The following is a 19,485-nucleotide window of genomic DNA, read 5'->3' as shown; positions in this document are numbered from 1 at the left end:
ATCTATTTTTCAGCTACTCAGCAGGAGAGGAGGAGCCACATGTCGCAGACATTTCGCCAGCCGGACATTCTGAAAATCGCGCAACGCGAGGGCAAAGTGACGGTCGAAGGGCTGGCAGAACACTTCGGTGTCACCCTGCAGACAATCCGGCGGGACCTGACCGAACTGGCCGAAGCGAACAAACTCGAACGTGTGCACGGCGGCGCGATTCTTCCCTCAGGTACCACGAATATTCAGTATGAAGAACGGCGGACGCTGAACCAATCCTCCAAACTGGCGATGGCGCGCGCCTGTGCCGCGCAGATCCCCGAGGGCTGTTCGGTGTTCCTCAACATCGGCACCAGCACAGAAGCGGTGGCGCAGGAACTGCTCGACCACCGCGATCTGATGGTGGTGACCAACAACATGAATATCGCGAATATCCTGATCGACAATTCCGACTGTCAGGTGATCGTGACGGGTGGGGCATTGCGCCGCTCTGACGGCGGGCTTGTGGGTACGCTGACCATCGACACGATCCGTCAATTCAAGTTCGATTACGCGGTGATCGGCTGCTCGGCCATGGATGAGGACGGCGATATTCTGGACTTCGACATTCAGGAAGTGGGGGTCAGCCAGACCATCATCGCGCAATCGCGCAACAGCCTGCTGGTGGCGGATCATTCGAAATTCAGCCGGACGGCCCCTGCGCGGATCGCCTCAATGCGCGCGGTGTCAACGGTCGTGACCGACAAGCGCCTGCCCGGAAACCTGCCGCAGCTCTGCGCGGATTGGGGCACCAAGGTGATTGTGGCGGGTTAGCCCATCACGGCGCGGGAAGCTCCATTGCCCGCATCTTGCGCAAAAGATCAATGAAGCCGGCGACCTGATGGCGAGCCGTGGCAGCCCCCTTCTCAGCCGTGGCCAGATGCGCCTCACCCACCGTGCCTGCCGGGTTCAGATCACTGGCAATCCAGCCGTAGGATACTGGCCCGATAGGCGAAATCGCACTGGTCTCAGCAGTGGAGCGGAAATCCTGCGCCGCGGACATATCCAGCGTCTCAGGCCGGAAATACAGCATCAGCGAGGTCTCCAGATCACCGCCATGGATACCAAAGGTCTTCTCCTGATCTGAATAGAGCCCCTTCGGCGTGCCGAAAGACCCCCACTGGCATTTCACCGCCAACATATCCGCCTGCACCCGCAGCTCCCGCGACAGGATCGACACCAGATCAAGGTTGCCACCGTGTGAGTTCACAATCGCGATCTTCCGTATGCCCGCCCGCGCCACGCTTAGGCCAATCTCGGTCCAGGCGGCCAGTGCGGTAGCCGCGCTCAACGTCAGGGTGCCTGCCGCCCAGAGATGTTCGTTGGATTTCCCCACCGCCTGCAGCGGCAGCAGCCGTAGGTCCAGATCATCGGGCGCCTGTCGCCGCAGCTCCGCCAGCATGCCCTGCCCGATCAGCGTATCGGTGCCCACCGGCAAATGCGGCCCGTGCTGCTCAATCGCCGCCGTGGGCAGGATCGCAATGGTCTGCATTGGGTCGATCTCGGCAAAGTCCGGCGCGCGCAGATCAGCCCAATCCGTCAGGCCGCTCATGAGGCCTCTTTCGGGGCATAGGTCGCATCGAGTCGCGAGCGCAGATAGTCGGCGGCACGTACCGGCGGATACTTCGGCTCCCCCGTGCCCGGCAGGGCTGCAACCACCGCATCCGGATGCGCCTCGACAAAAAACGCAACCGAGCGGCGCTGCCGCTTGGGTGGCAGAACGCGGTGCGGGGTGGAGACATAAATGTCATTGGTCCAGCGCATCAGGCAATCGCCGATATTGACCACATAGGCATCGGGCACATGAGGCACATCGACCCAATCGCCGCCGCGCGGCTTCACCTGCAAACCGCCCTCTCCGTCCGTCATCAACAGCGTGATGGCTCCGTAGTCCGTATGCGCACCTGCACCGATCTCATTCTCCGCGCCGGTCCCAGGCGGGTAATGCAAGAGGCGCAGGGCCGCCATCGGATCGGCAAAGGCCGGCGTGAAATGCTCCGCCTCCAGCCCCAGATCCGCGGCAAAGGCACGGTGGATGTCGACCCCCAACGCGAGGGCCGCGTCATAATAGGCCAGCATCACCTCGCGAAACCCGTCGATCTGCGGCCAGACATTCACCCCGCGAAACGCATCCCCGCGCTTGACGCGGGGATCTTCTGGCGCGAGATCAAACCCGATGTTGAAGCTTTCCTTCCGGTCCACCTGCGCCGAGCTGTCATCGAGCGACTCGTCCCCTTCCGCCGCCCAGCCGCGATAATGCGGCGTGTTCAGGATCGACAGCGCCTGTTTCTCAGCGAGGGGCTGCGAAAAGAACGCCTCGGCCATGTCAAACACCTTGGCCCGCAGGTCTGACGAAACCGTATGGTTCTGCAACAGGAAGAATCCCGGCCCGCGCACCGCCTGCCCTAAATCAGACAAAAACTCAGCCCGGTCGCTCTCAAACCGGGACCAATCGAGAACCGGGATCATGCCCGCACCGCGCTGTGTTTCAGCGGGACCGCCCCGATGAACTTGTCCATCTTGCCCGCCACGTTTCGCAGATGCGCCTTGCGGCTAGCGTCGGTCGAGCTGTCCATCAGGTAGTGTGCGGCAAAGGCCGTCTTGCACCGTCGTGCGCAGATCGCCCGCACCCCGCGCAGGATCGTGCGTTTGCCCGGCGCGCCAATCATCTGCGTCAGCCCCCAGCTGGCTCCACAGGTGGTGAAGAGCCCCAGCCGGGTGATATGGGTGAGGCCGGGGCGAATGTTGTCGTTCTCGCCATCCGGCATCAGAAACGCCACATCGGGCAGCAGCACCCGGTCGAGCCACCCTTTCAGCATGGCAGGCAACCCGTACCACCAGGTCGGGTAGACAAAGATAAGCGTGTCACACCAGAGCACATCCTCCACATCCTGAGCCACAGGCGCGCGGTTGGCGGGTGTGTCCTCGTAGATGTCCAGCTCCGTGCTGCTCAGAGCGGGCGAGAAATTGCGGCGATAGAGATCGATTACACGCGTCTCTGCGCCCGCAAACCGCAGCCGCTCCAGCACGGTTTCGCGGACAGACGCGGTGAAACTCGTCTCCTTCGGATGGCAATAAACAATGAGCGCACGCATTCAAAACATCTCCATTTCCTGATCCACCCGCGACAGAAAGCTTGCCCTTTGTGCATCTGTCGCGCGGTTCATATCATAAAGCGCAAGGTACCGCATTTTCTGCGGGCGACATACGTGCCAGACGGCACGTGTGACCACCTTGCGCGGCGGGTCCCCGGCCAGAAAGGCCCGCGTTCGGGTGCCACCATAGGTCGTGACCGCCGCAAGCTTGCGGATGTGCTGCAGGTTTGGGCGGACCTTGCCGTCTTCAAGATTGAAGGACACGCCCGGCAGAAAGACCCGGTCGAAAAACCCCTTCAGCACGGCCGGAAACCCGAAATTCCACACCGGGAAAACCAGAACCAGCGCCTCGGCCCGCTGCAGCCGGGCGACATAGGAGGCAACGGGGTCGGTGTTTGAGGCCTCTTCATGATAACCGCGCCGCTCCTCGGCCGTGAGGATAGGCGAGAACCCTTCGGCGTTGAGGTCGCAATCGTCCACCTCCCAGCCCCGCTTTTGCAACCGCTCGACCACCTGCCCGTGCAACGCGGCGGAGAAACTTTCCGCGCAAGGGTGGGCAAAGAGGACAAGCGCGCGGGTCATCGATATTCGGCGGCGCGCAGCTTGGGATAGGCGTACATCCGGTCGTAGGCCCAATCAGGATCATCCCAGGCGATCATCTTGCCGGGGTTCAGCAACCCTTTGGGGTCCGCCTCACGCTTGAAGGCCAGCTGCCGGTCATCAACCGTCTGCCGCCCGCCCTCTTCAAGCGTGTAGCGGTGCGGGTTGAAGATCATCGCACCAGCCTCTTCATGCAGGCGAATGATTTCGTCCAGCCGCTCCTCGCTCGTGAACTTCACCAGGCTGAGACCCGCGAACATCACCTTGCCGTTTTCCTTTAGCACTTCAAGGTGTTGCAGCACCTCCGGGCTGAGCGCGTCGCGCATTTGCTCAATCAGCTCCAGATGCTGCGGGAAGCCGTAGCGCACCTGCAGATAGGTGATGGAGGGGTCCACTTTCAGCGCACGCAGCGTCGTGTGGTTCCAGCCGTATTCAAAGACCATGCCAGGCCCGCGCGGCCAGTCGTGATCGTCGCTGCGGTAGATCAGACGAGCATGTGGCCGCCTCCCAAGGAAGGTCAGGAACCCGTCCATGCTGTGCGGCGCCACCATCAGGCCGATGAGGTTGGTGCCCTCCTCCACATGCGGGGCGACCCGTTGGAAGTAGTCCTTGGCAATGGGCGCTTCAAAGACCGTGGCGAGCTTGATCAGGATGCCGTCTTCATTGGCCAGCTCTTCGGCAAAGCGGGCAGCGTCCATGAAGTCATCGGTTGCCACGAACAGATCCACCCAGTCGTAGGCGGGCGCGAGCGGCATTTCGATTTCGGTGATGATCCCATTCGTGCCATAGGCGTGGCTGACGCGCGCGAGCTCCTCGCCCTGAAACTCCAGCACGCGCGGCTCTTCCTCCATGGTCACCACGCGCAGGCGGATGATATTGCCCAGATCGCGCAAAGACCCCCAGGTGCAGGAGCCGACCCCGCCAGAGCCACCGGCGATGAAGCCGCCAATGGTCGCCGTGGCCCAGGTGGAGGAGAACATTCGGATCTCCTGCACCGAGTGTTCCTTGCAGGCCGCATCCAGATCTTTCAGCAGGCACCCCGGCTCGACCACAACACGGCCGGGTTGAATGTCCTTCACCGCCGCCATGTGCCGCAGATGCATGACGCAGCCGCCCGCCAATGGCATCGCCTGACCATAGTTGCCCGTGCCCGCTCCGCGCGTGGTGACCGGCACATCATAGGCATAGCAGACCTTCAGAACCTCAATCACCTCCGCCTCGCTGCGCGGGCTCACCACGAAATCCGCGCAAACCTCATCGAGCCGCGCTTTCAGCACCGGCGAGTACCAGAAGAAATCGCGGCTCTTGGCCTTCAGGCCCGCGCCGCTTTCTTCCAGATCCAGATGCGACAGAGCGGCTTTGGCAGCGGCGAGATTGGCGGTCATGAGGTCCTCATCAGATGGTCGAGTTCGGCATAGTCCGGCAGCATGCGGTCGATTTGTTTCCCATCGCGGAGCACGCTGCGGTCCGCCTGCGGGCGAGCAAAAAGCTCCGTCCAGCTGCGCGCGCGGCAGATCACCAGGTCCGCCGGTACGCCAGGCGCAAGACTTGGACTGTCAAAACCGCAGGCATGGGCGGGGTTCGCGGTGAAGGCCTGCACCCAGTCGGTATCGGAATGGTCCAGATGGCCGATCCGCGTGGCCTCGCGCATCACCTCGATCATGTCGAGATCGCCGTAAGCATAGAACGGGTCGCGGGTGTTGTCGGAGGCAAAGCTGACGTTCACGCCGCGCGCCTTTAGCTCATGCACCAGTGTGAGGCCCCGCATGCGCGGCGTGCCCTCTTGCCGGTCCTGCAGGTAGAGGTTGCACATGGGCAGCGAGACCACATGCAGACCGGCCTTGGCCACCAGATCCATCGTACTGGCGGCGCGGTCTGGCTCTTGCGCCGAAAGCGAGCAGAGGTGGCCCACGGTCACAGGGGCGTCGAACCCCGTCTCCAGCACCGCCTCCGCAATGACGCGCAGGGTCTCGGAGGCCGGATCGAGCGTTTCATCCACGTGGAAATCCGCGTGCAGCCCGCGCTCTGCCGCCAGCGCCAGAAAATACCGCACACGGGCGGCAATGTCCGGCACCGGATAGCTCACCATGCCCAAGACGCCCCCGGCTCCCGCCACCAGATCAGCGGTATGGGCAAAGCCGCTGCCCTCCTCAACCCGGTCGCAGCCCACAAGACAGGCGGCCTGCAGCGCAATGCGCCCTTGCCATTTGGCCCGCATCTCTTCGAACACGGGCCAAGAGATATCGTCCTGCGGCGGAATACTGTCGAGATGTGTGCGGATCGCGCGGGTGCCATGGGCGTAGGCGCAGCGCAGGGCAAAATCCATGCGTGTGGCCACATCCTCCGCGCTCCAATTTGCCAGCCGGTCTTCGCCCACCGTGCGCAGCGCCCCGTCAAAGCTGCCGTCCGGGTTGGCCGCGCGGGGCCAGATGTGCCCCTTGTCGAGATGTGTATGCATGTCGACAAAGGCCGGGAAGATCATCGCGCCTTTCATATCGACCGCCTGCCCCGGCGCCTCAGTGATCCGGCCTGCATTGATGGAGAGATCGCGCTGAACTAGATCGCCCTCCACACCGATCAGGCAGGCCGGTACAGTCACATTTTTCAGCGTGATATGGCCATTGGGCAGCGTGCGAAAATCCATCAGTGGTCCCGCTTCAATGCGCTCTCATGCCATTTGCGCAGAAGCATATGGCTGAGGAAACTGAGGCCCGCGAAGATGATCACCCCGGTGCCCGCGATGAGGATAAGCGCCGCGAACATGCGCGGGATGTTGAGCCGATACCCCGCCTCCAGAATGCGGAAGGCCAGCCCGGATTTCAGCCCGCCCGTGCCCGCCACATATTCCGCCACCACAGCCCCGATCAGCGACAGCCCCCCGGCGATGCGCAGCCCGCCGAGGAAGTAGGGCAAGGCCGACGGTAGCTGTAGAAACCGCAGCGTCTGCCAGCGCGAGGCGCCGTAGATGCGGAAGAGATCGCGCAGGTTGTGATCGGCGGAGTTCAGCCCCAGCGTTGTGTTGCTGAGCACCGGGAAAAACGCCACCAGCCAGGCGCAGAGCAAAAGCCCCGCAATCCGGCTGTCCACATAAATGAAAATCAGGGGTGCGATAGCCACAATCGGCGTGACCTGCAGGATCACGGCGTAGGGGTAAAAACTCATCTCCACCAGCCGCGACTGGGTGAAGAGCACCGCAAGCCCAACCCCGCCGATCACCGCCACAGCCAGCGCCATAAGCGTGATCTGCACCGTGACCAGCAGGGCCTCAAAGAGCATCGCCCAATCCTTGATCAGTGTCTCAAAGACCAGCCCTGGCCCCGGCAGGATGTAGTGCGGGATCTCGTTCCACACGACGATGCGGTCCCAAATGACCAGCATCAGCACCAGCACGACGGCGGGCAGCAGCCATTTGCCGAACGTCTCGACGCGTTTGCGACGCTGCCGCGCGATCTCGTCGGCATCCGGCTCCATGGTGGTCTCGGTCGAGTCTGCGATGCTCATGCGACCTCTCCCATCGCTTCGTGCAGCGCATCCGTCGCTTGCCGCGTGTAGGCTGCGTATTCGGCAGAGGTGCGGAAGCTCTCCGGCCGAGGATAGGCCGCATCCACCTGCAACTCGGTGATGACGCGCCCGGGCCTTGCAGCCATGACGACAATGCGGTCCGACAGGAACACGGATTCGAACACCGAATGGGTCACGAAGATCACGGTGCAGCCGATGGCTTCTTTCAGCGTCAGCAGGTCGTTGTTCAGCTTGAAGCGCGTGATCTCATCCAGCGCCGCAAAAGGTTCATCCATCAGGATCAGCCGGGGCCGCGTGACCATGGCACGGGCGATGGAGACGCGCATCTTCATGCCGCCCGACAGCTCTCGCGGATAACTGTTCTGGAATTTCTCCAGCCCGACCAATTTCAGCGCTTCAAGCACGTCATCTCGCACCGAGGCGTAGGATTTGCCGCGCAGCCGGAAGGGCAGCCAGACGTTTTGCGCCACCGTGGCCCAGGGCATCAGCGTCGGTTCCTGGAAGACGACACCCAGATCACCCGTTTCCTGTGGCCCGGCCCAGGTGATGCGCCCTTCGCTGGGGTGCATGAGGTCCGAAATCAGCCGCAGTGCCGTCGATTTGCCGCAACCCGACGGCCCCAGAAGCGAGATGAAATCGCCCTCGCGCACCTGCAATGACATGCCGCGCAGCGCCACCACATCGCCGTTGAAGGTCTTGCCGACCCTGTCCAGTCTCAAAAGTTCGGGCCGCGTGGCGTGCGGCCGCTCCGGTGCAGTCATGGGTCCCCCGACACAATTGCCCCGGCGCACCATAGCACCGGGGCGCAGCCCTGCGTCTCAGGGTTTGATGTCTTTGCCAACTGACTTGTTGGTGAAGTCGAGCGTATAGGCGGATTGCCAATCCAACCCCTCGTCCAGCACACCGGAGGCGACCATCTTTTCATAGAAGTCGCCAATCACCGCGTCACTCATCGACCCGATGCCGGTTTCCAGCGCCTCACCGCTGTCAACGATGCCCTCGTCGATCATCATCTGCTTGGCAAAGTCGATCTTGTCCTGCGTCATGTCCGGATTGGCCGCCTTGATCAGCTCATCCGCCGCAGCACTATCGCCGTAGAGGTAATTGTACCAGCCGGTCAGCGAGGCATCGACAAAACACTCCACCTTCTCCGGCTCATTGGCGATGGTGTCGGCCATGGTCTCAATGGTGGTGGCGTAAGAGGAATAGCCCGCATCCGCGATCAAGAAGACATTCGGCTTGATCCCGGATTCCTTCTCAACCGCATAAGGCTCCGAGCTCAGATACCCCTGCATGCCTTTCTGAGTATCGGCGATGAAAGGCGCGGGGTTGAACGTGTAGGGCTCGCGCTGCTCGACGGTAAAACCATGCTCGGCAATCATCCACTGATAGTAAGATGTGAAGCCGTTGTCGCCGATCAGCAGGGTGAGGTCTTTCAGATCCTCCCAGCTTTCCGCCTCACCCGGGTGGGCGAGGATCACCTGCGGGTGTTTCTGGAAGATCGCGGCGACGGAGACAACCGGGATGCCCTCTTTCACCGCGTTGAAGGCCTGCAGCATGTCGCCGCCCATGTGAAAGTCGATGCGGCCCGCCAGCATCAGCGCGCGGTTGTTCACCTGCGGCCCGCCGGAGATGATCTCGACGTCTAGCCCACAGGCTGCATAGGTGCCATCCGCGACCGACTGGTAGAAGCCGCCGTGTTCCGCCTGCGCCAGCCAGTTGGTTCCAAAGACGACGGGCGTCAGATGGCCATCGGCGAAACTTGCCGTCGCGCTGAACGCCGCGCCGCACGCCAATGCGGATATACGTGAAAGGAACATGGTGACCTCCGAGTTGTTTTTTGAGAGTGTCCGGAGCGCGCTGACCCAGTGGAAGCCGCGCGCACATGAATTCACCCTTGCGCATCATGTTCGACTAAAAATCCGGCAAATTCCACACATCTGTTCAAAAATTACGCGATCCCGGTTTTCGACGCCGGGCGCGCGATGGGCCCTCTAGAGCGTGACCCGCACCGCCGTCCCGGTCTGTTCCGCCTGTGCGGCTGCAACGGAGGCGACCGCAAGATCTTGCAGGCCAACCCCTGTCCCGTCGAAGACAGTGATCTCAGCATCGGAGCGACGGCCCGGGTGATCGCCATTGATGACCGCGCCGATGGGCGTGATCTCCGCCTCCGCCAGCAGCCCGGCTTGCACGGCGTGCTGCGCCTCTCCGATGGTGATCGATTGGGCGATTTCATCGGTAAAGACAGTCGCGCCTGCGAGGAGCGCCGGGTCAACCTCCTGCTTGCCCTTGGTGTCGGTGCCCATGCAGGCGATGTGGGTGCCGGGTTTGATCCAGTCTTTCATCAGCAGCGGCTCAAAGGCTGAGGTGATGGTGATGATCACATCCGCTTCGGCGCCGAGTTCTTCGGGGCTGACCGCTTCAAAGGCCAGACCCAGCGCCTCCGCTTCTGCGGCAAGCCTCGGCAGCATCTCGGGATGCGGGTTCCAGGCCACGACTTTTTCAAACGCTCGCCGCTCTGCCGCAGCGCGCAGTTGAAAAGTCGACTGATGCCCGGCTCCGACCATACCCAGCACTTTCGACTCCTCACGCGCCAGATGCGCGATGGACACCGAAGAAGACGCTGCCGTACGGATCGCTGTCAGGTAGTTGCCGCCCACAAGCGCGCGCAAGAGGCCCGTGTCAGGATCAAACAGGAAAATCGTCGACTGGTGGTTCGTCAGCCCCTTCTCCGCATTGCCTGGCCAGTAGCCGCCTGACTTTAACCCCAGCGCCTTGCCCGCCCGGTCAAAGCCCGATTTGAACCCATAAAGCGCGTCGGCATAGCCGATGGCCTCGCGGATGACCGGGAAGTTGTAGGCGTCGTCCGAGGCCATGGCGCCAAAGACAGCCTCGACCGCGTCGAAGGCCGCCTTGCGGCTCACCACCTCTGCGCAGAGGTCTTCGCCGACGATCAACACGCCATCACTCATCGAATTTTCCAGTCTTTCTGTTGCCTGAATGCTCACAACGGCACCTCAAAAGGCTTTGCCACGGGCCGAGACCGGCCACAGCGTTTCCACCTTGCCGTTCCGCACCCCCACGTACCAATCATGCACGTTGCAGGTGGGGTCGCAGTGACCGGGCACCAGCTTGAGCTTGTCGTTCACCTTCAACACACCGTCCGGGTCGGCCACGACGCCGTGCTCGTCCGAGCATTTGACGTATTCCACATCCGTGCGCCCAAAGATGACCGGCAGCCCGCTGTCGACCGATTGCGCCTTGAGCCCGGCGTCCACTATCGCCTTGTCCGCCTTGGCGTGGCTCATGACCGAGGTCAGGATGAAGAGCGCGTTCTCCCACTCTCCCTGATCGATGCGTTGGCCGCTCTCATCGAGGATGCGGCCATAGTCGGCGTCCATGAACGCGTAAGAGCCACATTGCAGCTCATTGTAAACGCCCGAGTTGCCCTCGAAGTAGTAAGAGCCGGTGCCGCCGCCACCGACGATGTCACAGTCCAACCCCTGCGCTTTCAGCGCATCAACCGCGTCTTTGACCATGGCTACGGCCAAATCGATCTTGGCTTTGCGGTCGGCATAGCTGTCCATGTGCTGCATCGCGCCCTGATAGGCCTGCAGACCGGCGAACTTCAGACCCTCAGCCGCATCAATGGCCTTCGCAATCGCAACCACGTCAGGCGTCGTCGTCACCCCGCAGCGACCGGCACCACAGTCAATCTCGACCAGACATTCGATTTCCGTACCATGGCGTACGGCAGCCTCCGACAGGTCCGCCACATTCTCGATGTCATCCACGCAGCAGATCGCACGCGCGCCCTGTTTGGGCAGCCTGGCCAGCCGGTCGATCTTCTCAGGCTGTCGCACCTGGTTGGAGACCAGCACGTCCTTGATGCCGCCACGGGCAAAGACTTCGGCCTCTGACACCTTCTGGCAACAGACACCGCAAGCGCCCCCCAATCGTTCCTGCAACAGCGCCACATCGACCGATTTGTGCATCTTGCCGTGCACGCGGTGCCGCATGCCGTGGGCTTTGGCCCAGTCGCCCATCTTCTTGATGTTGCGCTCCAGCGCGTCGAGGTCGAGCACCAGACAGGGGGTCTGGATCTGCGCCTCGTCCATGCCAATCGCGGCGGGAATATCGTAGCCAACCTCATAGTCGTCGAATTTCACATGCGTGTTCATATCCGCTCTCCTCAGCTTTTCATCCAGGGAAGTTTGTCCAAATCCACATTGCCGCCGGTGATGATGACGCCCACGCGTTTGCCGCGAAACACCTCCGGGTTGCGCAGGATCGTGGCCATCGGCACGGCGCAGCTTGGCTCCATCACGATTTTCATCCGCTCCCAGGTGAGCTTCATCGCGTCGATGATCTCCTGCTCGCTGGCCGTCAGCACATCCGTCACGAAGCGGGAGACAAAGTGCCAGGTGTTCTCCTTCAGCGGCACCTTGAGGCCATCGGCGATGGTGACCGGCGCGTCCTCGGCAATGATATGCCCCGCCCGGAAGGAGCGCGCGGCATCATCGGCTTGGTCCGGCTCAGCGGCATAAATTTCAACCTCCGGCGCCAGATGCGACAGGGTCAGGCAGGTGCCCGAGATCATGCCCCCACCGCCAATCGGCGCGATCATCGCGTCCAGCCCGTCCACCTGCTCCAGCAATTCCATGGAGCAGGTGGCCTGCCCGGCGATCACGCGCGGATCGTTATAGGGATGCACGAAGTCCGCGCTAGTGTCGGCCTGCACCTCAGCAAAAACGGCCTCGCGACTGGTGGTCGACGGCTCACATTCGGTGATGATCCCGCCGTATCCGCGCACTGCGGCCTTTTTGGCCTCCGGCGCGGTCCGGGGCATCACCACATGGCAGGGAATGCCGCGCCGCCCGGCGGCATAGCTGAGCGACAGGGCATGGTTGCCCGAGGAATGCGTGGCCACGCCGCGCGCGGCCATCTCATCGCTGAGGCCAAACACCGCATTCGACGCACCACGGACCTTGAACGCACCGGCCTTCTGGAAGTTCTCGCATTTGAAGAACAGCTCCGCCCCTGTCAGCGCATTGAAATAGGCGGAGGTCAGAACGGGTGTTCTGTGAATATGCGGCGCAATCCGCGCCTGTGCGGCTTTCACATGGTCCAACGTCAGGTCTGGTCCGGTCACTCTGTCCAACACCCCCCGCGCCTCCTCAAGCCGCTGAGCGCACGGCCGCACCGGCTGTCATGCGATAGTAGTCCTGCGCAGCGGCCACACCGCTGCCGAGGGTCACCGGATAGTTGAGATCGGCCATCGCCATCTCAAGCGTGGCCAGACCAGACAGCAGCATGACGTCCGTGAGGCTGCCCAGATGGCCGATGCGGAACACCCTGCAGTTCATCTGCCCCAGACCAATCCCGAAGGACACACCATAGGCGTTGAACGCATGATCGGTCAGCACATTGCTGTCAAAACCCTGCGGCACATAGACCGCGCTCACCGTGTCGGAATACAACCCCGGACTTTGCGCCACCAGTTGCAGCCCCCAGGCCTGCACCGCACGGCGCACGCCCTCTGCTAGCCGGGCGTGGCGGGCATAGACGTTATCCAATCCTTCCTCAAAGAGCATGTCCAGGCTTTCGCGAAGGCCATAGATCAGCTGCAAAGGCGGCGTGTAGGGAAACCCACCCGACGCATTGGCCGCCGTCATATCGCGGAAATCAAAGAAACTGCGCGGCAGGGTTGCCTGGTCCATCGCTGCGAGCGCCTTGGGGCTGACGCCGAGAATAGCCATGCCGGTCGCCAGCATGAAGCCTTTTTGTGAGCCCGAGACCGCAATATCGACGCCCCAATTGTCCATGTGGAAGGGAATGGACGCAAGTGAACTGACGCAATCGACAAACAGCATTGCCGGATGGTCAGCCGCGTCCATAGCCGCTCGCACACCTGCGATGTCCGAGGTCACGCCCGTCGCGGTCTCATTGTGCGTCACCAGCACCGCCTTGATCTCATGCCCGCTGTCGGCGGCGAGCGCGGCGCGGAAATCATCGACCGGCGCGCCCGCGCCCCAGGCGCAGTCGATCACCTGCACATCAAGCCCGTGCCGCTCGCACAGCTCAATCCAACGGTGGCTGAACATGCCATAGCGGGCCACCAGAACAGTGTCGCCTGCGCTCAGCGTGTTGCAGACCGCCGCCTCCCAGCCCCCCGTCCCGCTGGCGGGGAATGTGATGACGGTGCCGTCGGTCGTGCCGAAAATCGCTTTCAGGTCCCGCAGAACGGGTGCAAAGGTCTTCACGAAATCCGGCGCGCGATGGTCGCGGGTCTGCACCTGCATCGCACGCATCAAGCGATCTGGAATATTGGTCGGGCCTGGAATGAAAACCGGATTTTGATCTGACATGCTGTGCCTCCTCTTGGCCTGAGGATAACAGCCAGGTCCGCAGATGCAATTTTTTCGAAAAAGTTTTTCATTTTGTAAAACCGAGTTTAGCATATTGTTTTTAATCATATTTATGTTTTCATTTTCCCAATCCAAATCTACTTGAAAAAGATTTTCATTCAGACGTAAACTTCAGAAGATCACTCAGCGGATATGACACATGAGCACCAAAGGCAGGCAACGCGGACGCCCGAAGTCGCAGTTTCGCGACAGCTCAGCGGGGACTTTGCAATCGCTCGACCGGGCGCTTGGTCTGCTCAAGGCCGTCGCTGAGGTGGAGCGGAGCACCCTGACCGATCTGTCGCTGTCGGTCGGTGTGCCGACGGCCACGACACACCGCATTCTCACGACGCTGCAGAAACATGGGTTCGTGACATTCAACGAAGAGAGGCAGGATTGGGCCATCGGCCTTGAAGCCTACAGGGTCGGGGTCTGCTTCATGAACAACACCGGCCTTGGCGAGGTGAGCCGGCCCATCATGCGGCGTTTGATGGAGACCACGGGCGAGACGGCGAACCTCGCCGTGGCGGATGGCACGGAGGTTGTCTTTGTGGCTCAGGTGGAAACCACCAATCCCATCCGCGCCTTCTTTGCGCGCGGGACGCGCACGTCGATGCATGCTTCCGGCACTGGCAAAGCCATTCTGTCCGCCCTGCCCGACGCCCGCGTGCGCGGGTTGCTGCAGGCCACCGGCCTGACCAGATTCACCGATCAGACCCATGTGACGCCCGGCGCCCTGTTTGCTGATCTGTCCGAGACCCGCAGGCGCGGCTGGTCCTTTGACCGGGAGGAACGGTATGGCGGCATGTCCTGCATTGGGGCAGCCATCTATGATGAATATGGCGACCCCTATGCAGGCGTGTCCATTTCCGGGCCGAGCACCCGGTTTGATGGCCCGCGTCTGCCAGAACTTGCGGCCCCTGTTGCAGATGCGGCCCGAGAGATTACACTGTTGATAGGAGGACGGTTCCCGGATCACCGAGACCCGGACCAGATCACAGCCTAAGACAGTCATGACGCCGCGAGGCGAGACACGAAGGAGGACAAGACAGACGCAGCACGGATCACGGAAAATTCACTTTCTGGTTGAACTAATAAGTTGTTTTCCCTGACTAAATCCTTGCCAGATGGGCTGAGCAGACTAACTTCATAACAGCGCGTAGCGGGATAACCGCGCCGACGACCCGTGTGTGGAGGCACGGGTGTCGGAGCCAAACAAGAGGCACCGCCAGGATCGCCTTGCGATCCAAACCTTGACCGAGCGCAACGCTCACCACCAACCCGGACATGAAGGGCCGGACCCAGGGAGGAACTATGACAGATACTTTGAACCGCAGAAAATTCCTGCGCGGATCAGCTGTGGCTGGTGCCGCAGCCCTTGCAACGCCTGCCATCGCAGATGGGCACGGTACGACATTGAAAATGCAGGCCGCCTGGGGTGGCGGTATCTTTCTTGAAAACGCGCAATCCTTCGCCGCACGGGTGAATGAGATGTCCGGCGGCTCGCTGACGATCGAGGTGCTCTCGGTCGACGCGGTTGTGAAAACCAGCCAGATGCAGGACGCGGTGCACCGCGGCGTTCTGGATGCGGCGCACTATGTTTCCGCCTATTGGTATGGCAAATCCAAGGCCGCCTCGCTCTTTGGGACAGGCCCCTGCTTTGGCTGGTCCAGCCAAGAAATGCTGGGATGGATCCACGCAGGTGGCGGACAAGAGCTCTTTGATGAGTTGATGGAGAACCTGCGCCTGAACGTCGTCTCTTTCTTCAACTCGCCGATGCCCGCGCAGCCGTTGGGTTGGTTCCAGGAAGAAATCACCGATGCGAGCCAAATGAACGGCCTGAAGTACCGCACAGTCGGTCTGGCCGCAGATGTGCTTCTGGAAATGGGCATGTCGGTGGTGCAGCTTCCGGGTGGTGAAATCCAACCAGCCATGAAGTCGGGCCTGATTGACGCAGCCGAGTTCAACAATCCCACATCCGACCGCGACTTTGGCATGCAGGACGTCTCCAAGCACTACCACCTGGCATCCTATCACCAGAGCCAGGAATGCTTTGAGGTGACCTTCAACAAGGACAAGTTCAACGCGCTGGCGGATGAGCACAAGGCGATCATTCGCAATGCATCGATGGCGGAGAATTCCGGCTTCTACTGGGGCAATACCAAGCGCTATTCCGACGACCTGATCAAACTGCAGGAGTCTGATGGCGTGACCGTCTACCGCACGCCGGATTCGGTGATGGCCGCCCAGCTCGAAGCCTGGGACACCGTGGCGAACCGCATCGCCGAGGATGACCCCTTCTTCGCCAAGGTCATGGAGTCCCAAAAGGCCTACGCGAAGAACGTGATGAACTACCTCAACCTGAACCAGCCTGACTACAAGCTGGCCTACAACCACTACTTCGGGTGAGTTGAGTGCACCTGCATCGGGCGCCCAAGTGGCGCCCGGTCTTTGAGCGGTGGACATACCGCCCGCCTCGTCACAGGGAAGAGACCAGATGAAATTCGTTCACGCCATCGAGGGGCTGAGCCTTTGGGTCGGGCGCGCCTTTGGCTGGTGCATCCTGATCCTGACGCTCTCAGTGTCCTATGAAGTCTTCGTACGCTACGTATTGAACGCGCCCACCGTCTGGGCCTTCGACATGATGATCCAGATGTATGGCGCGCTGTTTCTGATGTGCGGTGCCTACGCGCTGGCGCAGGATACCCATGTGCGCGCCGATGTGATCTATCGCCTGCTACCCATCCGGGTGCAGGCGGGGCTCGATTTCCTGCTCTATTTCCTCTTCTTCTTCCCAGGCGTCACGGCACTGGCCTGGTACGGCTATGAAATCGCTTCCGACAGCTGGCGCTGGAAAGAGGTCAGCTTCAACAGCCCGGCGAGCATTCAGGTCTATTTCTTCAAGTCGCTGATCCCGGTCGCGGGTGTGCTGCTGATGATCCAGGGGCTGGCCGAACTGGTGCGCTGCGGCATGGCCTTTCGCACCGGTCAGTGGCCCGAGCGTCTGGCCGACGTCAAGGAAACCGAAGATCTGCTCTCAGAGGCCGATCTGGCCGAGATCCGCGCCATTCACCCCGGCAAGCAATAGCCGCGCTGACGCTTCACGAAAGTTGACAAGATGACCAATCCCGAAGTCGCCCTTTTGATGCTCGGCCTGTTTATCGTGCTGGTTTTGCTGGGCTTTCCGATCGCCTTCACGCTCTTGGCCATGGGTGTGGCCTTTGGCTACTACGCCTATCACCAGGGCGGCCCGGTGGAGAGTTTCAGCGATATCTTCAACAACAACATATTCTATCTGCTGAACCAGAACACCTATTCGGTGATGGAAAATCCGACGCTGGTCGCCATCCCCCTCTTCCTCTTCATGGGCTATGTGGTCGAACGCGCGAACATTGTCGACAAGCTGTTCTTTTCGCTCTACCAGGCCGCGCGCAATCTGCCCGGATCGCTCGCAATCGCCGCCCTGCTCACCTGCGCGGTCTTCTCCACCGCCTCCGGCATCGTTGGCGCCGTGGTCACCCTGATGGGTCTGCTCGCATTCCCGGCCATGGCCAACGCGAACTACAACAAGAGCTTTGCCTCCGGCGTGATCTGCGCAGGCGGCACGCTGGGCATCCTGATCCCCCCGTCGATCATGCTGATCGTCTATTCGGCAATTGCAGATCTCTCTCCGCTCAGGCTTTACGCAGCGGCGGTCTTTCCGGGGCTGCTGCTCGCCGGGCTCTACATCGTCTATGTGATCGTGCGGGTCTACTTTCAGCCACATCTTGCCCCCCGTCCGCAGATGGATGACGTGCCCCCGCAGCGTGAGATCTACTGGAACCTGCTGGTCAGCTTCGTGCCGCTCACGGTGCTGATCGCACTGGTGCTCGGCTCTATCCTCGGCGGGTTGGCCACCCCTGCCGAAGCCGCCGCTATGGGCGCGCTTGGCGGCATGATATTGGCCGTCCTTTACCGCTCCATGACCTGGACCAAGCTCAAGGAAAGCGTCTTCCTCACCGCGAAGGCCACTGCGATGGTCTGCTGGCTCTTCGTGGGCTCGTGGACATTTGCCAGTGTCTTCTCCTACCTCGGCGGGCATGACATCATCGCCGATTGGGTCAGCGGCATGAGCCTGGAACCCTGGCAGTTCCTGGTGCTGGCACAGATCATCATCTTCCTCTTGGGCTGGCCGCTGGAATGGTCGGAAATCCTGATCATCTTCGTGCCGATCTTCCTGCCGCTGCTGGAGGTCTTCGGCGTGAACCCCTATTTCTTCGCCATGCTGGTGGCGTTGAACCTGCAGACCTCCTTCCTCACCCCGCCCATGGCCATGTCGGCTTACTACTTAAAAGGGGTGCTCAAGAAGCAGATCGAACTGATGGAGATCTTCCGGGGCATCATGCCATATCTGGGCATCGTAATCCTGACCATGGTCTTGATGTATCAATTCCCCGGCATAGCACTCTGGTTCCCTGACTATCTCTTTGGGCCCTATATTCCATGAAGATCAAACCCTATGAGCTGACCGCCACGGAGGCCGCCGCGCATATGGCCGCGGGGCGGCTGTCTTCCGCGCAGCTAGTGCAATCCTGCCTGGACCGGATTGCAGAGACAGATGGCACCATCAAAGCCTGGGCGCATCTGGACACCGAGGCGGCGATGGCGCAGGCCGTGGCCTGCGACACCCATCGGCAAGCGGGGCTGGCAACAGGGCCGCTGCATGGCATCCCAGTAGGTCTCAAAGACATCATCGACACACGCGATATGCCAACCCAGCGCGGCACGCCGATCTTTGCGGGGCGCCAACCCGAAGAAGACGCGCGGGTCGTGGAGATGCTGCGCGAGGCGGGCGCGGTCATTATGGGCAAGACGGTCACGACCGAACTGGCCTTCATGCACCCGAGTGAGACACGCAACCCGATGAACCCGGAGCATTCACCCGGTGGGTCGTCCAGCGGGTCGGCGGCGGCAGTGGCGGCAGGCCATGTGCCGCTGGCCGTGGGCACCCAGACCAACGGGTCGGTGATCCGCCCCGCCTCCTTCTGCGGCACCTTCGGGCTCAAGCCCACGCGCGGAACAATCCCGCGTACAGGCGTGCTGCAAACGTCCAAATCGCTCGACCAGCTCGGTACCTTCGCCCGCACACTGGAAGACGCCGCACTGCTCGCCGATGCCATAGCAGGCTATGATCAGCGCGACTGCGAGAGCTTTGCCCACCCCCGCCCCAATATGGCCGCAGGCACCCGCGCCACGCCGCCGGTTGAGCCCGATCTGGTCTGGTTCGACCTGCCCTTCAACGACCGGCTCAGCGAAGCGGCACGAGAAGGCTTTGACGGCGTGATGGAGGTGCTTGGCCCGCGCGTGTCCCGGATGGACCCGGCAGAGCAGCTGTCGGATCTGGTGACGGTCCAGGCGCGCATCCACGAATACGAAATCGTGCAGCACCAGGGCCATGTGTTTGACGCGCATTGGGATCAGATCAGCGAGACGCTGAAACCGATCCTCACCCGGGCGCGGAACATCAGCCAGACGGAATACGAAGACGCGGTGGCGGTGAAAGCCTCGGCCCAGAGCTTCTTTGACGACTTCTTCACGGAATACGACGCCATCCTCGCACCTGCCGCTGCCGGGGAAGCGCCACGTTTTGGCGATAGCACGGGCGATCCGATCTTCTGCACACTTTGGACACTGGCGGGGCTGCCTGCGGTCACCCTTCCCCTGCTGGTGGGCGAAACCGCCCTGCCCATCGGGGTGCAATTGATCGGCCCCGCGCATAAAGACGACCGGCTGCTGCGCACCGCAGCCTGGGTTCAACGACACATCGCGGCCGCGGCCGCCTGACGGAAAGGACA

Annotated in this window: 19 protein-coding genes; 6 read left to right on the top strand and 13 right to left on the bottom strand. The window is 61.7% G+C overall.

Translation table 11 applies throughout. The annotated features are described in order from the left end of the window. The first annotated feature begins 39 nt into the window (after window positions 1-39). Entirely contained in the window at window positions 40-801 is a 762-nt protein-coding gene (locus tag So717_RS07785; protein WP_159975762.1) for a DeoR/GlpR family DNA-binding transcription regulator, read from the top strand. A gap of 4 nt (window positions 802-805) precedes the next feature. On the opposite strand, the gene So717_RS07780 is transcribed toward So717_RS07785, so the two are convergent. The 13 genes from So717_RS07780 to bhcA form a co-directional block, all read right to left on the bottom strand. Then, window positions 806-1,579, bottom strand: a complete 774-nt coding sequence (locus So717_RS07780; protein WP_159975760.1) for a creatininase family protein — start codon at window positions 1,577-1,579, stop codon at window positions 806-808. Further along, entirely contained in the window at window positions 1,576-2,496 is a 921-nt protein-coding gene (locus tag So717_RS07775; protein ID WP_159975758.1) for an isopenicillin N synthase family dioxygenase, read from the bottom strand. The genes So717_RS07780 and So717_RS07775 overlap by 4 nt, the downstream gene beginning before the upstream one ends. Continuing rightward, window positions 2,493-3,122, bottom strand: a complete 630-nt coding sequence (locus So717_RS07770; protein ID WP_159975756.1) for an NAD(P)H-dependent oxidoreductase — start codon at window positions 3,120-3,122, stop codon at window positions 2,493-2,495. Before So717_RS07770 ends, So717_RS07775 begins: the two co-directional genes overlap by 4 nt. Beyond that, window positions 3,123-3,704, bottom strand: coding sequence for an NAD(P)H-dependent oxidoreductase (locus tag So717_RS07765; RefSeq protein WP_159975754.1), 582 nt, complete (start codon window positions 3,702-3,704; stop codon window positions 3,123-3,125). It abuts the gene before it with no gap. After that, window positions 3,701-5,107, bottom strand: coding sequence for an FAD-binding oxidoreductase (locus So717_RS07760; RefSeq protein ID WP_159975752.1), 1,407 nt, complete (start codon window positions 5,105-5,107; stop codon window positions 3,701-3,703). Before So717_RS07760 ends, So717_RS07765 begins: the two co-directional genes overlap by 4 nt. Next, complete coding sequence (locus tag So717_RS07755; protein ID WP_159975750.1) at window positions 5,104-6,366, bottom strand: cytosine deaminase; 1,263 nt, start codon at window positions 6,364-6,366, stop codon at window positions 5,104-5,106. The genes So717_RS07760 and So717_RS07755 overlap by 4 nt, the downstream gene beginning before the upstream one ends. After that, window positions 6,366-7,223 (bottom strand): ABC transporter permease, encoded by an 858-nt coding sequence (locus So717_RS07750; protein WP_159975748.1) that lies wholly within the window; start codon window positions 7,221-7,223, stop codon window positions 6,366-6,368. The genes So717_RS07755 and So717_RS07750 overlap by 1 nt, the downstream gene beginning before the upstream one ends. Next, entirely contained in the window at window positions 7,220-8,005 is a 786-nt protein-coding gene (locus tag So717_RS07745; RefSeq protein ID WP_159975746.1) for an ABC transporter ATP-binding protein, read from the bottom strand. The genes So717_RS07750 and So717_RS07745 overlap by 4 nt, the downstream gene beginning before the upstream one ends. Before the next feature lie 57 nt (window positions 8,006-8,062). Next, the gene (locus So717_RS07740; RefSeq protein ID WP_159975744.1) at window positions 8,063-9,064 is read right to left on the bottom strand and encodes an ABC transporter substrate-binding protein; all 1,002 of its coding nucleotides are present in this window, start codon (window positions 9,062-9,064) and stop codon (window positions 8,063-8,065) included. A 174-nt stretch (window positions 9,065-9,238) separates the two neighbouring features. After that, window positions 9,239-10,216, bottom strand: coding sequence for an iminosuccinate reductase BhcD (gene bhcD / locus So717_RS07735; RefSeq protein ID WP_159975742.1), 978 nt, complete (start codon window positions 10,214-10,216; stop codon window positions 9,239-9,241). Window positions 10,217-10,261: 45 nt separating this feature from the next. Then, window positions 10,262-11,425: a 3-hydroxy-D-aspartate aldolase BhcC gene (gene bhcC, locus So717_RS07730; RefSeq protein WP_159975740.1), complete on the bottom strand. Its 1,164-nt coding sequence runs from the start codon at window positions 11,423-11,425 to the stop codon at window positions 10,262-10,264. Between the two features lie 11 nt (window positions 11,426-11,436). Beyond that, window positions 11,437-12,408, bottom strand: a complete 972-nt coding sequence (bhcB, locus tag So717_RS07725; protein ID WP_159975738.1) for a beta-hydroxyaspartate dehydratase BhcB — start codon at window positions 12,406-12,408, stop codon at window positions 11,437-11,439. A gap of 13 nt (window positions 12,409-12,421) precedes the next feature. Then, window positions 12,422-13,612, bottom strand: coding sequence for an L-aspartate--glyoxylate aminotransferase BhcA (gene bhcA / locus So717_RS07720; protein ID WP_159975736.1), 1,191 nt, complete (start codon window positions 13,610-13,612; stop codon window positions 12,422-12,424). A gap of 199 nt (window positions 13,613-13,811) precedes the next feature. Here bhcA and So717_RS07715 point away from each other — a divergent pair, with 199 nt between their 5' ends. From So717_RS07715 to So717_RS07695, 5 genes are all read left to right on the top strand, one after another. After that, window positions 13,812-14,657: an IclR family transcriptional regulator gene (locus tag So717_RS07715; protein WP_159975734.1), complete on the top strand. Its 846-nt coding sequence runs from the start codon at window positions 13,812-13,814 to the stop codon at window positions 14,655-14,657. Window positions 14,658-14,965: 308 nt separating this feature from the next. After that, entirely contained in the window at window positions 14,966-16,060 is a 1,095-nt protein-coding gene (locus So717_RS07710) for a TRAP transporter substrate-binding protein (protein ID WP_159975732.1), read from the top strand. Between the two features lie 88 nt (window positions 16,061-16,148). Beyond that, window positions 16,149-16,739, top strand: a complete 591-nt coding sequence (locus So717_RS07705; RefSeq protein WP_159975730.1) for a TRAP transporter small permease subunit — start codon at window positions 16,149-16,151, stop codon at window positions 16,737-16,739. A 30-nt stretch (window positions 16,740-16,769) separates the two neighbouring features. Next, window positions 16,770-18,137, top strand: a complete 1,368-nt coding sequence (locus So717_RS07700) for a TRAP transporter large permease (protein ID WP_159975728.1) — start codon at window positions 16,770-16,772, stop codon at window positions 18,135-18,137. Continuing rightward, entirely contained in the window at window positions 18,134-19,474 is a 1,341-nt protein-coding gene (locus So717_RS07695) for an amidase (RefSeq protein ID WP_159975726.1), read from the top strand. The genes So717_RS07700 and So717_RS07695 overlap by 4 nt, the downstream gene beginning before the upstream one ends. Window positions 19,475-19,485: the final 11 nt, after the last annotated feature.

Source organism: Roseobacter cerasinus (genome assembly GCF_009811755.1).
GTDB lineage: Bacteria > Pseudomonadota > Alphaproteobacteria > Rhodobacterales > Rhodobacteraceae > Roseobacter > Roseobacter cerasinus.
Note: the sequence above shows the minus strand (reverse complement) of the source record. Positions and strands in the feature narration are given on the sequence as shown.

Coding starts and splice junctions, on each gene's coding strand:
- So717_RS07765 (WP_159975754.1), bottom strand. CDS start 3,704: ATGACCCGCGCGCTTGTCCTCTTTGCCCACCCTTGCGCGGAAAGTTTC.
- So717_RS07740 (WP_159975744.1), bottom strand. CDS start 9,064: ATGTTCCTTTCACGTATATCCGCATTGGCGTGCGGCGCGGCGTTCAGC.
- So717_RS07750 (WP_159975748.1), bottom strand. CDS start 7,223: ATGAGCATCGCAGACTCGACCGAGACCACCATGGAGCCGGATGCCGAC.
- So717_RS07710 (WP_159975732.1), top strand. CDS start 14,966: ATGACAGATACTTTGAACCGCAGAAAATTCCTGCGCGGATCAGCTGTG.
- bhcD (WP_159975742.1), bottom strand. CDS start 10,216: ATGAGTGATGGCGTGTTGATCGTCGGCGAAGACCTCTGCGCAGAGGTG.
- So717_RS07745 (WP_159975746.1), bottom strand. CDS start 8,005: ATGACTGCACCGGAGCGGCCGCACGCCACGCGGCCCGAACTTTTGAGA.
- bhcC (WP_159975740.1), bottom strand. CDS start 11,425: ATGAACACGCATGTGAAATTCGACGACTATGAGGTTGGCTACGATATT.
- So717_RS07775 (WP_159975758.1), bottom strand. CDS start 2,496: ATGATCCCGGTTCTCGATTGGTCCCGGTTTGAGAGCGACCGGGCTGAG.
- So717_RS07755 (WP_159975750.1), bottom strand. CDS start 6,366: ATGGATTTTCGCACGCTGCCCAATGGCCATATCACGCTGAAAAATGTG.
- So717_RS07770 (WP_159975756.1), bottom strand. CDS start 3,122: ATGCGTGCGCTCATTGTTTATTGCCATCCGAAGGAGACGAGTTTCACC.
- So717_RS07695 (WP_159975726.1), top strand. CDS start 18,134: ATGAAGATCAAACCCTATGAGCTGACCGCCACGGAGGCCGCCGCGCAT.
- So717_RS07780 (WP_159975760.1), bottom strand. CDS start 1,579: ATGAGCGGCCTGACGGATTGGGCTGATCTGCGCGCGCCGGACTTTGCC.
- So717_RS07760 (WP_159975752.1), bottom strand. CDS start 5,107: ATGACCGCCAATCTCGCCGCTGCCAAAGCCGCTCTGTCGCATCTGGAT.
- So717_RS07715 (WP_159975734.1), top strand. CDS start 13,812: ATGAGCACCAAAGGCAGGCAACGCGGACGCCCGAAGTCGCAGTTTCGC.
- So717_RS07785 (WP_159975762.1), top strand. CDS start 40: ATGTCGCAGACATTTCGCCAGCCGGACATTCTGAAAATCGCGCAACGC.
- bhcA (WP_159975736.1), bottom strand. CDS start 13,612: ATGTCAGATCAAAATCCGGTTTTCATTCCAGGCCCGACCAATATTCCA.
- So717_RS07700 (WP_159975728.1), top strand. CDS start 16,770: ATGACCAATCCCGAAGTCGCCCTTTTGATGCTCGGCCTGTTTATCGTG.
- So717_RS07705 (WP_159975730.1), top strand. CDS start 16,149: ATGAAATTCGTTCACGCCATCGAGGGGCTGAGCCTTTGGGTCGGGCGC.